This window comes from Bradyrhizobium sp. 149 (assembly GCF_023073915.1).
Classification (GTDB): domain Bacteria; phylum Pseudomonadota; class Alphaproteobacteria; order Rhizobiales; family Xanthobacteraceae; genus Bradyrhizobium.
This window is the reverse complement of record NZ_JADPKK010000004.1, coordinates 20,178-33,518: the sequence shown is the minus strand read 5'-3', so window position 1 is coordinate 33,518 and position 13,341 is coordinate 20,178. Positions and strand designations below refer to the sequence as shown.

At 63.8% G+C, this 13,341-nt stretch carries 9 protein-coding genes; 8 read left to right on the top strand and 1 reads right to left on the bottom strand.

What is annotated here, in order from left to right; all coding sequences use genetic code 11:
• Positions 1-61: 61 nt before the first annotated feature.
• Positions 62-1,294, top strand: a complete 1,233-nt coding sequence (locus IVA88_RS00495) for an LLM class flavin-dependent oxidoreductase (RefSeq protein ID WP_247495340.1) — start codon at positions 62-64, stop codon at positions 1,292-1,294.
• Between the two features lie 64 nt (positions 1,295-1,358).
• The gene (locus IVA88_RS00490) at positions 1,359-2,735 is read left to right on the top strand and encodes a cytochrome P450 (protein ID WP_247495339.1); all 1,377 of its coding nucleotides are present in this window, start codon (positions 1,359-1,361) and stop codon (positions 2,733-2,735) included.
• Between the two features lie 118 nt (positions 2,736-2,853).
• On the opposite strand, the gene IVA88_RS00485 is transcribed toward IVA88_RS00490, so the two are convergent.
• A complete protein-coding gene (locus tag IVA88_RS00485) occupies positions 2,854-3,696 on the bottom strand; it encodes a glucose 1-dehydrogenase (protein ID WP_247495338.1) in 843 nt (280 codons plus the stop codon).
• A gap of 191 nt (positions 3,697-3,887) precedes the next feature.
• Between IVA88_RS00485 and IVA88_RS00480 the strand changes: the two genes are divergently transcribed.
• The 6 genes from IVA88_RS00480 to IVA88_RS00455 all read left to right on the top strand — a co-directional run bounded on the left by IVA88_RS00480 (position 3,888) and on the right by IVA88_RS00455 (position 13,330).
• Positions 3,888-4,853 carry a sensor histidine kinase gene (locus IVA88_RS00480; RefSeq protein ID WP_247495337.1) on the top strand — a complete coding sequence of 322 codons (966 nt, stop codon included), beginning with the start codon at positions 3,888-3,890 and terminating at the stop codon, positions 4,851-4,853.
• Between the two features lie 201 nt (positions 4,854-5,054).
• A complete protein-coding gene (locus tag IVA88_RS00475; RefSeq protein WP_247495336.1) occupies positions 5,055-6,791 on the top strand; it encodes an EAL domain-containing protein in 1,737 nt (578 codons plus the stop codon).
• A gap of 149 nt (positions 6,792-6,940) precedes the next feature.
• A complete protein-coding gene (locus IVA88_RS00470; protein ID WP_247495335.1) occupies positions 6,941-8,383 on the top strand; it encodes a sigma 54-interacting transcriptional regulator in 1,443 nt (480 codons plus the stop codon).
• Positions 8,384-8,578: 195 nt separating this feature from the next.
• Entirely contained in the window at positions 8,579-9,889 is a 1,311-nt protein-coding gene (locus IVA88_RS00465) for an MFS transporter (RefSeq protein ID WP_247495334.1), read from the top strand.
• A 114-nt stretch (positions 9,890-10,003) separates the two neighbouring features.
• Entirely contained in the window at positions 10,004-12,040 is a 2,037-nt protein-coding gene (locus IVA88_RS00460; RefSeq protein ID WP_346657547.1) for an acyl CoA:acetate/3-ketoacid CoA transferase, read from the top strand.
• A gap of 105 nt (positions 12,041-12,145) precedes the next feature.
• Positions 12,146-13,330, top strand: coding sequence for a substrate-binding domain-containing protein (locus IVA88_RS00455; RefSeq protein WP_247495332.1), 1,185 nt, complete (start codon positions 12,146-12,148; stop codon positions 13,328-13,330).
• Positions 13,331-13,341 lie beyond the last annotated feature (11 nt).

The following is a 13,341-nucleotide window of genomic DNA, read 5'->3' as shown; positions in this document are numbered from 1 at the left end:
TGTCTCCAGCACGTAGCTTCGCGCACCAAACAAACAAAAAATCAACGCCGGAGAGAACGCCATGGCGCGCCTGAAGTTCGGAGCCTTCCTTGCCCCGCATCATCCGATCGGGGAGCATCCGATGCTCCAGTTCCGGCGCGATCTCGACCTGGTCGAGCAGTTGGATAGCCTCGGCTATGACGAGTTCTGGTGCGGCGAACATCATTCCTCCGGCTGGGAGATGATCGCCTCCCCCGAGATGTTCCTGGCTGCGGCCGGCGAGCGCACCAAGCGGATCAAGCTCGGCACCGGCGTGGTGTCGCTGCCCTATCACCATCCCTACAATGTCGCGCAGCGCATGGTGCAGCTCGACCACATGACCGGCGGCCGCGCCATCTTCGGCTCCGGCCCCGGCGCGCTCGCCTCCGACGCGCATACGCTCGGCATCGATCCGATGACCCAGCGCGACCGCCAGGACGAGGCGATCGGGGTGATCCGCCGCCTCTTCGACGGCGAACGCGTCACCGCCAAGAGCGACTGGTTCACCATGAACGACGCCGCGCTGCAGCTCCTGCCGCTGCAGGAAGAGATGCCGTTCGTGGTGGCCTCGCAGATCTCGCCCTCCGGCATGACGCTCGCCGGCAAATACGGCATCGGCATCATCTCGCTGGGTTCGATGACGACGCAGGGCCTGATGTCGCTGCAGCAGCAATGGCAGTTCGCCGAGGACGCCGCCCAGAAACACGGCACCAAGGTCGATCGGGCGAACTGGCGCGTGCTGCTGACCTGGCACATCGCCGAGACGCGCGAGCAGGCCCGCCGCGAGGCCGGTCCCGGCCTGATGCGCTGGCACAATGAATATAACGTCGGCACGCTGCAGCGGCCGGGCCTGACCGCGTTCGCCTCACCCGACGAGGCCGTGGACAAGACCGCCTTCGTCGAGGGCGCGGCCTCCGTCATCGGCACGCCCGACGATCTCGTCAAGATGATCAAGAATGTGATGCAGGTGTCCGGCGGTGTCGGCGCCGTCATCGGCTTCGTGCATGACTGGGCCAATCCGGAGAACACGCGCCGAAGCTGGGACCTTGTCGCGCGCTACGTGGTGCCGGAGATCAACGGCTATATCGACGGGTTGCGCAAGTCGCAAAAATTCGTGATCGAGAATCGCGCTATCTTCGAACGTGCGGGACAGGCCGTGATGGCCAAGATCATGGAAAACGAGAAGGCTGCCGAGGCGTTGAAGGTGACCGGCGCCGGCCGCGTTGCGATTCCGGCCGTCAACGCGCCGGATTTGAAGGAAGCGGCGAAACGGTAAGCGCAGAGTCATCGTAGCCGGATTGTGCTATGTTGGCTGGGTCCAGCCAACCGGAGCAATCGTCATGTCGATGCAGAATGTGGCCGCCCCTGCGCTCGGCTTCACTCCGCCCAAGCGCAACGAGCTGACACACATCCCCGGTGACGAAGGCTGGCCGATCATTGGCAAGACCTTTCAGGTGCTCGCCGACCCCAAGGGGCATATCGAGGCGAACGGCGCCAAATACGGCCTGGTCTATCGCACGCATTTTTTCGGCGAGACCAATGTCGTGCTGCTTGGCCCCGAGGCCAACGAGCTCGTGCTGTTCGACCAGCAAAAGCTGTTCTCCTCGACCCATGGCTGGAACAAGGTGCTCGGCCTGTTGTTTCCGCGCGGATTGATGCTGCTGGATTTCGAGGAGCACCGGCTGCACCGCAAGGCGCTGTCGGTCGCGTTCAAGTCCGGACCGATGAAGTCGTATCTGAGCGATCTCGACCGCGGTATCGCCGCACGCGTCGCGCAATGGAAGGCGAAGCCCGGCGAGATGCAGCTTTATCCGGCGATGAAGCAGCTCACGCTCGATCTCGCCGCCGCGTCCTTTCTCGGCGCCGATATCGGGCCGGAGGTCGACGAGATCAACCGCGCCTTCGTCGACATGGTCGCCGCCGCCGTCGCTCCGATCCGCCGACCGCTGCCCGGCACGCAGATGGCGGCCGGCGTCAGGGGACGCAAGCGCATCGTCGCTTATTTCCGCGAGCAGATTCCGCTGCGACGCGGCAATCAGGGCGGCGATGATCTGTTCTCGCAGCTCTGCCGCGCAACCCATGAGGACGGCGCGCTGCTCTCGGAACAAGACATCATCGACCACATGAGCTTTCTGATGATGGCGGCGCACGATACGCTGACCTCGTCGCTGACGTCATTCATCGGCGAGCTCGCGGCAAATCCCGACTGGCAGGACAAGCTTCGCGCGGAAGTCATGGCGCTGGGGCTCGCCCCTGATGCGCCAAGCAGCTTCGACGACCTCGAAAAGATGCCGCTGTCTGAGATGGCGTTCAAGGAAGCACTACGGATCAGGCCTCCGGTGCCCTCGATGCCGCGCCGCGCCATGCGCGATTTCACCTTCAAGGGTTTTGCGGTTCCGGCCGGCACTGCGATCGGCGTCAATCCGCTCTACACCCACCACATGAAGGACATCTGGCCGGAGCCGGACCGCTTCGATCCGCTGCGCTTCACCGAGGAGGCTCAGCGCAACCGGCACCGCTTTGCCTGGGTGCCGTTCGGCGGTGGCGCGCATATGTGCCTCGGCCTGCATTTCGCCTACATGCAGGCCAAATGCTTCGCGCGGCACTTCTTGCAGAACATCGAGGTGTCGCTCGAACCCGGCTACAAGCCGGACTGGCAGATGTGGCCGATCCCTAAGCCGCGCGACGGATTGCGGGTACGGGTGAAGGCGGTGTGAGCATCCCGATCGTCATTGCGAGGAGCGAAGCGAAGCAATCCAGACTGCCTCCGCGGAAGCGGCCTGGATTTGCTTCGTCGCTTCGCTCCTCGCAATGACCAAACTCGCGATGACGAAACTACCCGGCCCCCTGATCGAACGCCTTGCGCAGGGCCACGTAGCCCTGCTGCTGCTGGCTCCAGTTGCGGCCGCCGGTCATGGCGCCGTCGATGACGAGGTCGTGGCCGTTGATGAAGCTGGATTCGTCGCTGGCCAGGAACACCGCGGCATGGGCGATGTCATCAGGGAGGCCGGCGCGCGGGATCGGCTGCGCGGTCTTGTAGACCTCGCGCATCACCGCCGGCGTCTTCTCCGCCGCATCGGTCGATAGCCCAAGCGCCTTGCCGAAAATGCCGGTCGCGATCGCGCCGGGCGAGATCGAGTTGACGCGGACGTTGGATTCGCCAAGCTCCATCGCCACGCATTTGGTGAGGTGGATCACCGCGGCCTTGGCCGCCCCATAGACCATCGAGGACGAGAAGCCGGCCAGACGGCCCGCGATGCTGCCGTTGTTGATGATGCTGCCAAAACCCTGCTTCTTCATGGTGGGCGCGGCGTGCTTCATGCCGAGCATGACGCTGCGCACCAGGGTTGCCATCGCCGCGTCGAAGCGCTCGACCTCGAGGCCTTCGATACCGCCGGTCTGCGCCGGGCCGCCGGCATTGTTGAACAGGCAGTCGATACGGCCGAATTTGTCCACCGCGAGCGCGATCAGCGCCTGCATCTGCGCTTCGACCGTCACATCGGTCTGGCGGAAGACGCAATTCGCCCCGAGCTGCTTCGCCAGCGCCTCGCCTTCCGGTATACGCCGGCCCGCGATCACAATTTTGGCACCTTCGGCAACGAAGACTTCCGCAGTCCGCAACCCGATCCCGCTCGTCGCGCCCGTGATCACCGCGACCTTGCCATCCAGCCTGCCCATGGAATGTCCCTGTTTTCGAACCCCTTGACGCCTGATAGCGGACACCGATCGACGGCGCCGCGACACTCGGCGCCGCAGCAGGCACTATTCCTGCCGGCTATCACCAAGGCAAGCTTTGCTTGCGCCGACGACCTGCGTAACATTCCTGGCGACCGCTCGATTGTCGAACGCATATCGCGACCGGACTGCGCATGGGGAAGCTGATCGACGAATTCCGCAAAGGCTGGCAGGGCGTGGCACCGCCATCGCTCGGGCTGAGCCTTGCGTTTGCGGTCGCCTGCCTGCTGGTTGCGACGCTGGCGCGCTGGGCTCTCGCCCATGTGCGGCCCGACGTCTATTTCACGCCGTATTTCCCGGCCGTGTTCTTTGCGGCCGCGTTCGGCGGCTTCCGCATCGGCATCATCACGGCGCTGGTCGGCGGCGTGCTCGGCGTCGTCGTGAATTTCGGCGATGCCTTTGCCGATCACGCGCGGTTCGCCCTGCTGGCGCTCTATTGGGCGGTCTGCGCGCTCACCATCTGGGGCGTCGAGCACTATCGCTCGCTCCTGGTCGAGCAGCGCCGGATTTCCAGACGGCTGATCGAGGAAGAAGACTACCGCAAGCTGCTGGTCGACGAGCTCCAGCACCGGCTGAAGAACAAGCTGTCGACGGTGCATGCCGTGCTGCATCAGGTGCTGCACGATCAGCCGCAAATCTGGGCCCGGATCGATCCGCGGCTGCGGTCGCTTGCCGCGACCGACGACTTGATTTCGCGGATCGACAAGGCCGGCTGCGACATTCGCGACCTCCTGATCTCCGAGCTCGGCCCTTACGGCCATATCCGCTTCACGCTCAACGGCGACCGGCTGTTCCTGCCGCCGAAGCTTGCGGTCACGCTGTCCCTGATGTTTCACGAACTCGCCACCAATGCGGGTAAATATGGCGCGTTCTCCGCGCCGCGCGGCTTGTTGCAGGTGTCATGGACCGTCAGCGACGATCGCCTGACCGTTACCTGGGATGAAACCGAGGGCCCGAGCATCGACAAGGTCTCCGAGCCGGGTTTCGGCACCAAGCTGTTGAAGTCGGCGCTGTCGGCCTTCGACGGCAAGACGGAGGTGTCCTATCTCAGGACCGGACTTCATTGCACCATGCAATGTCGCATTCCCAAAAGCGGTTAGACACAACGCAACAAAACCCGATCGCGCGCTCGCGGTTTCGCCGGGTGCGTTGACCCTCTGTTAATGACGATGGGCTGCGCGCGTCGCATCGCCGCAAAACACCCCCGTATTTCTCCGGACCCCTTAACCAAACCTAAGAGGCAACCGCGCAAGATCGCGGTCATTGCAACGCGCGCTGAAAAAACAAGATTCATGACTTCTATGAACGACAACAAATATTCCGGCGCGAGTGAAGCCGAACTCGGATTTCTCAAGGAAATCGTTAGAATGCTGCCTGCCGGGCTGACCGTGCAGGACGCGCAAGGCGAACTTCTCCTGGTCAACGATGTCGCGTGCGCCCAGCTCGGCATGGACGGCAGCCGTCCCTCCCGCGATCTCGCGCCGCGCCGGGAGGCCTGCCGGCAGGCCCTGAGTTCCGGCCGTACGGTCGTCGCCGAGGAAGCGCTGCACGACGGAGCCGCACGCCAGGTGCTGCTGACCACGCATCATCCGGTCCGCCTCGACGGACGCGAGCTGCTGATCTCGGCGTCCTCCGACATCACCGAGCAGAAGAATTTCGAGGACCAGCTGTTCCGTTCAGCCTATTTCGACGAGCTGACCGGCCTGCCCTCGCGGCGCGTGATCGAACATCGCGCCACCAGCCTGCTCGCGCAGGGTCGCACCGGCGAGCGCTTTGCGCTCGCCTTTCTCGACATCGACAATTTCAAGCACATCAACGACTATTACGGCCACGCGGTGGGCGATGCCCTGCTGGTCGAACTGTCGAAGCGGCTCGGGCGAGACTTGCGCGATTCGGATATGCTGTCGCGCATCTCCGGCGACGAATTCCTGCTGCTGCTCTCTCCGATCCAAAGCCAGGAGGAAGTCGCCGAGTTCATGCAATCGACGCTGCAGCGGCTGACAGCACCGTTCTTCATCGACAATTCGGAGGTCTTCGCCTCCACCTCGGTCGGCATCAGCCTCTATCCCGACCACGGAAGCAGCTTCGAGACATTGCGTCAGAACGCCGACATCGCGATGTACAGCATCAAGAATGACGGCAAGGGATCGGCGGCCTTCTTCGACTCCAGCATGGAGCGCGAGGCCCTGGCGCGGATGAAGATCGAGCAGTCGCTTCGGCAGGCTATCCTGGAGAAGCGCTTCTGCTGCGCCTTCCAGTCCAAGGTCGATATCCGCACACAGGACGTAAAGGGCATTGAGGCCTTGGTGCGGCTGCGCGACGATGAGGGCGTGATCCAGGCGCCCGGCTCGTTCATCAATCTCGCCACCGAACTCGGGCTGATCGACGAACTGACCCATCTGGTGCTCGGCGAGATCGTCAAATCGATCGACCTGATCAACGAGACCTTCGGTGCGGAAGCGTCCATCAGCATCAATGTCGCGGCCAAGCAGGCCGGCAACCTCGAATTCATGCGCAGCTTTGCGCAGGCGCTCGACGACACCGGCTTTCCGCAGCGCTTCATGATCGAGGTGACGGAAGACGCCTTCGTTGCCAAGAATCATTTCCAGGCCGAGATCCTGCCGATGTTCCGCAAGCTCGGCGTCGGCATCTCGATCGACGATTTCGGCACCGGCTATTCCTCGCTTTCGGCGCTCGCCGACATCACTGCGGACGAGATCAAGATCGACCGCTCCTTCATCACCGATATCCATAAGCGCCCACGCAACCAGGGGATCTTGCGCGCGATCGAATCCCTGAGCGAAGCGCTCGGCATGACCGTGATTGCCGAAGGCATCGAATCCTACGAGGAGCTCACCTATCTCCAGGCTGCGACCAAGATCCGTTACGCGCAGGGCTATTATTTTGCCCGGCCGATCTTCCTGGAGGAGCTGAAGCTCGCAACGCCCCTCTCCAGCGAAGCACGCGCCGGCGTCACAAGCCGCCCGACGCAACAGAACCGGCAGGGCTATTCCCGGGCGAACGGGTATCGGCGGTAGGGGGCGCGAGGTCGGCGCAACAATCTCCGGGGCGTCCTAGCGAAATCCAGGACGACGGCTGAGAGCGTATCGATGGCCCAAGCCCGTTTTCACTCTTTGATATTGCTCGCCTTTTGGTAATAAGCAGGCGGACTTCCCCGAGGTATGTGATGTCTGCCTCTTCCTCCTCCATTAGCGATCCCGCCTATCTCCGTGCGCGCGCGATGGAGACGCTGTTCGAGCGGCTGGAAAACCTCTGCGAGGGCGCCATCGCGATCGATCGCGGCGGGCGGGTGGTCTATGTCAACGAAAAATATCTCGCCTCCCTCGGCCTCAAGCGCACCAGTGAAGCGATCGGCCGGCCGATCGAGGAGGTCATTCCGAACAGCCTGATGCGGAAGGTGGCCGAGACCGGCGAGCCGATCCTGCTCGACATCATGGAGCTCGGCGGCGAGCAGCTCGTCGTCACCCGCATGCCGATCGAGGACGAGAACGGCCAGGTGATCGGCGCGATCGGCTTCGTGCTCTACGACCACCTCGAAAGCCTCAAGCCGTTGCTCGCCCGCGTAGCCCAGCTCGAGAGCGATCTGCGGCTGGCGCGGCGGCAATTGTCCAATCCCCGCGCGGCGCGCTTCACCTTCGCCGACTTCGTCGGTACGACGCCGGGAATCGCGCAGGCCAAGGAGCTTGCAAGCCGCGCGGCGCGGCAGAGCGTCACAGTGCTCCTCACCGGCGAGACCGGAACCGGCAAGGAGATGCTGGCCCAGGCAATTCACAACGCCTCGTCCCGCGCGGAAAAGCCGTTCGTCAGCGTCAATGTCGCGGCGGTCCCCGACACGCTGATCGAATCGGAATTCTTCGGCACCGCGCCGGGCGCCTATACCGGCGCCGACCGAAGGGGGCGCGAGGGCAAGTTCCGCCTCGCCGACGGCGGCACGCTGTTCCTCGACGAAATCGGCGAGATGCCGTTGCAATTGCAGGCCAAGCTGCTGCGTGTGCTCCAGGAGCGCGAGATCGAGCCGCTCGGTTCGGACAAGATCTCCAAGGTCGACCTGCGCGTGGTCGCCGCCACCAATGTGGACCTGCGCAAGCGCGTCAGCGACGGTGCGTTCCGGCCCGACCTCTATTATCGTCTCAACGTCCTCTCGATCGATCTGCCGCCGCTGCGCCAGTGCCTCGATGATCTCCCCGAGATCTGCGCCCGCCTGCTCGAGGACATCAGCGCATCCGGGGACTACGTCAGCGCCAGGATCACGCCGAGCGCACTCGCCGCGCTCGCGCGCTACGATTGGCCAGGAAACGTGCGCGAGCTCCGCAACATCCTGGAGCGCGCGCTGATCCTCAGCGATTCCGGACGGCTGACCGGCGACGATTTCGCCCGCATCCTCCCCGTCGGCACCGAGGTCAGGCTGGCATCGCCCGCACGTCCGGGCGGACTCGTCGTGCCCTATGCCGAAGCCGAGGCCGAGTTCGAGAAGCAGACACTCGAGCAGGCGCTCGCCGCCAGCAACGGCCAGATCTCCGAAGCCGCGCGGATGCTGCGGATCTCGCGCGCGACTTTCTACAAGAAGCTCGCCAAGTTCGGCCTCGCCTCGGGGCCGGCTTCCGTCTGAGTTTCGAGACACGGAACTGTCCGGAGTCTCGGATTCCGTACACGGCGCATCGCAACTCTTCTCGGGCGCGAATGCGGGAATTGCCGTCTTTTCAGCCATTTTGCGCAAACCGTCCGCATCTGGCGCGGACCTTGCTCTTCGCTTTGCACAATGACGCGTGCTGCACATGCGCATTCGCAACCAGGGAGGACGCAAATGAGTGAAGCGCTCACGGTCCATCGGCTTCGGGCCAAACAGCCCTCGCACGTCACGGTCGCCACCGCGAGCCTGATCGGCACGGCCATCGAGTGGTATGATTTCTTTCTCTACGGCACGGCCGCGGCGCTGATCTTCAACAAGCTGTTCTTTCCGAACTTCGACCCGATGATGGGGACGCTGCTGGCATTCGCGACCTACGCGCTCGGCTTCATCGCGCGCCCGCTCGGCGGCGTCGTATTCGGCCATTACGCCGACAAGATCGGCCGCAAGACCATGCTCTATCTGACGCTGCTGATCATGGGCGCGGCGACCGCGGCGATCGGATTCCTGCCGACCTACGAGACTGCCGGCATCTGGGCCGCGATCCTGCTCGTCACCTGCCGCTTGGTCCAGGGCTTTGGCCTTGGCGGCGAATGGGGCGGCGCGGTGCTGATGGCGGTCGAGCATGCGCCCGCGGACAAAAAGGGCTTTTACGGCAGCTGGCCGCAGCTCGGCGCGCCGCTCGGGCTCGTGCTCGGCACGTTGGTGTTCTCGGTGGTGTCCTCGATGCTGACCGACGCGCAGCTCCTGGCCTGGGGTTGGCGCATCCCGTTCCTGTTCTCGATCGCGCTGGTGCTCGTCGGTCTGTGGATCCGCTTCACCATCGCGGAATCGCCGGAGTTCCAGAAGGTCAAGGACAGCAAGCAGGACGTCAAGATGCCGATCCTCGAGGCAATCCGGATGTATCCCAAGAACATCCTGCTGGCGATGGGCGCGCGCTTTGCCGAAAACGGCTTCTTCTACATCTACGCGACCTTCGTGCTCGCCTATGCGACGCAATCGCTCGGCATGAACAAGCAGGACATGCTCAACGGCGTGCTGATCGGCGCGGCGATCGAGACCTTCACCATTCCGGCCTTCGGTGCGCTCTCCGACCGCATCGGGCGGCGCCCGGTCTACATTTTTGGCGCGGTGTTCTCGGCATTGATGTCGTTCCCGCTCTTCACGCTGCTGGCGACCAGGAATCCGCAATATGCCTGGATCGCGATCGTGCTGGGTCTCGCCATCGGTCATGCCGCGATGTACGGCCCGCAGGCGAGCTTCCTGTCGGAGCTGTTCGGCACCAAGGTGCGCTATAGCGGCGTTTCGCTCGGCTACAATCTCGCCTCGATCTTCGCCGGTGCGCTCTCGCCGCTGATCGCAACGGGCCTGATGACGGCCTACGCGCCGGCGACCTGGCCGATCTCGCTGTACATGATCGCGCTGGCGATCATCACCATCGTGTCGGTCTATTTCGCCACCGAAACACGCAAGATAGTTCAGGCCTGAACGTCCCGACGATGCCCTCTGTCGCGCGGAGCAAGCTGTTCCAGAGCTGCTCCTCGCGATAGGATCAACGCACAACAAAAACGGCAAGCGGTCGAAATGATCGGGAGGAACGCCGTGAGTCATCACCCAGCGCTGCCTTACCTGCGCAATTCCGAGAAAGGCAAGGTCGTCACGGCGGCCGAAGCGGTCATGTTGATCCGCGACGGCGATACGGTGGCGACCGGCGGCTTTGTCGGCATCGGCTTTGCCGAGGAGATCGCGATCGCGCTGGAGGAGCTCTACCTCGCCAACGAGGGCGATGCGCCCTACACGCAGGGCAAGCCGCGCAATCTGACGCTGGTCTACGCGGCGGGCCAGGGCGACGGCAAGCACAAGGGCCTCAATCATCTCGCGCATGAGGGCCTGGTCCGCCGCGTGATCGGCGGGCATTGGGGCCTTGCGCCGAAGCTTCAACAGCTTGCGATCGCCAACCAGATCGAGGCCTATAATCTGCCGCAGGGCGTCATCACGCATCTGTTCCGCGACATCGCCGCGCATCGTCCGGCACATATCACCCGCGTCGGCATGGGCACGTTCGTCGATCCCAGGCACGGCGGCGGCAAGCTGAACGCGCGCACCACCAAAGAGCTGGTGGAGCTGATCACGATCGGCGGCGAGGAGTGCCTGCTTTACAAGACGTTCCCGATCGATGTCGGCATCATCCGCGCCACCACCGGCGATCCCGACGGCAATCTCACCATGGAGAAGGAGGCGCTGACGCTGGAGGCGCTCGCCATCGCCATGGCCGCGCATAATTCCGGCGGCATCGTCATCGCCCAGGTCGAACGCGTCGCCGACGCCGGCAGCCTCAATCCGCGCCAGGTCAAGATTCCCGGCATTCTCGTCGACTGCGTCGTCGTGGCGAGGCCGGAGAACCACTGGCAGACCTTTGGCACGCAATATAATCCTGCCTTCTCGAGCGAGATCCGCGTCCGTGCCACCTCACTGCCGGTGATGCCGGTCAGCGAGCGCAAGATCATCGCCCGGCGCGCCGCGCTCGAACTCAAGGCCAACAGCGTCGTCAATCTCGGCATCGGCATGCCCGAGGGGATCGCCTCCGTCGCCAACGAGGAGCGGATCATCGATCTCATCACGCTGACGGCGGAGCCGGGCGTGATCGGCGGCATCCCCGCGAGCGGAATCGATTTCGGCGCGGCGATCAATACACAGGCGGTGATCGACCAGCCCTATCAGTTCGACTTCTACGACGGCGGCGGTCTCGACGCCGCCTTCCTCGGTCTCGCCCAGGTCGACCGCGCCGGCAACCTCAATGTCAGCAAGTTCGGGCCGAAGCTCGCCGGTGCCGTCGGCTTCATCAACATCAGCCAGAACGCCAAGGAGGTGGTGTTCGTCGGCACCTTCGGCGCGGGCAAGCAGCGCATCGCGGTGAATGACGGCAAGCTCGTCATTCTCGAGGAGGCGACTTCGCGCAAATTCGTCGACAAGGTCGAGCACGTCACCTTCAGCGGCCCGTTTGCCGCCGCGCGGCGGCAACGCAAACTGTATGTCACCGAGCGCTGCGTGTTCGAGCTGCGGCCTGACGGACTCGAGCTCACGGAAGTTGCGCCCGGCATCGACATCGAGCGCGATATCCTGCGCCTGATGGATTTCAAGCCGCTGATCCCGCGCGATCCCGCGGCGATGGATGGCCGCATCTTCCGCGACGGCCTCATGGACCTGCGCGAGCGCCTGCTCACCATTCCGCTCGATCAGCGCTTCACGCTGGACGAACAGCAGAACCTGTTCTTCGTCAATCTCGAACGCTACCCGCTGCGCAGCAAGGCCGAGATCGACACCATCGCGGCGATCGTCGAAGCCAGGCTGGGCCCGCTCGGCCGCCGGGTCTACGCCATCGTCAATTATGACAATTTTTCCATCCTGCCGGAACTGATGGACGAATATTCCGCTATGGTCCGCAATCTCGTCGACCGCTTCTATTCCGGCGTGTCGCGCTACACCACGTCGGGCTTCCTGCGCATCAAGCTCGGCCAAGCCCTGGAGAAGCGCGGCGTTGCGCCGCATATTTTCGAGAGCGCGGACGAGGCGCAGGCGGACCGGCGTCAGGTCGAGGGAGCCGGCGCGGCGCGCGCCACGCGGCAGGCCCAAAAATGATGCATGCTCGAAAGCTCACCCGCTCCATCGGAAGGTTCAATTGCAATGTTCGCAAGCTTGTGCAAATCGCTGTTGCCAAGAGAAATTAAATCAGGAGGGACCATCGTGCGTCGATCACTCATCATAACAACAACCATCCTCGCCTTCGCCGCGGGCACCTCCGCACAGGCCGACGATCTCAAGGTCGCGCTGATCTACGGCAAGACCGGTCCGCTCGAGGCCTACGCCAAGCAGACCGAGACCGGCCTGCAAATGGGTTTTGAATACGCGACCAAGGGCACCATGACGCTCGACGGGCGCAAGATCGTCGTCATCACCAAGGACGACCAGGGCAAGCCGGATCTCTCCAAGGCCGCGCTCGCGGAAGCCTATCAGGACGACAAGGCCGACATCGCGATCGGCACGACCTCGTCGGCCGCAGCGCTCGCGATCCTGCCGGTCGCCGAGGAGAACAAGAAGATCCTGATCGTCGAGCCCGCGGTCGCGGATCAGATTACCGGCGAGAAGTGGAATCGCTACATCTTCCGCACGGCGCGCAACTCGTCGCAGGACGCGATCTCGAACGCGGTCGCGATCGGCAAGCAGGGCGTCACCGTGGCGACGCTGGCACAGGATTACGCCTTCGGCCGCGACGGCGTCGCCGCCTTCAAGGAGGCGCTCGCCAAGACCGGCGCGACGCTCGCCGCCGAAGAATATGCCCCGACTTCGACCACCGACTTCACCGCGGTCGGCCAGCGCCTGTTCGATGCGCTGAAGGACAAGCCGGGCCGCAAGGTGATCTGGGTGATCTGGGCCGGCGCCGGCAATCCGCTGGCAAAGCTCCAGGACATGGATCCGAAGCGCTACGGCATCGAACTGTCCACCGGCGGAAACATCCTGCCGGCGCTGGCGGCCTACAAGGGCCTGCCCGGCATGGAAGGCGCGACCTACTATTTCTACGCGATCCCGAAGAACCCGGTAAATGACTGGCTCGTCGCCGAGCACCAGAAGCGCTTCAACGCGCCGCCGGACTTCTTCACCGCGGGCGGATTTGCGGCCGCGATGTCCGTCGTCGCCGCCGTCACCAAGGCGAAGTCGACCGACACCGAGAAGCTGATCACGGCCATGGAAGGGCTGGAGTTCGACACGCCGAAGGGCAAGATGATGTTCCGGAAAGAGGACCATCAGGCGCTCCAGAGCATGTATCACTTCAAGGTCAAGGTCGATCCGAACGTCGCCTGGGCCGTGCTCGAGCCGGTGCGCGAGCTGAAGATCGAGGACATGGACGTTCCGATCAAGAACAAGCGCTGATCGTTTCACCT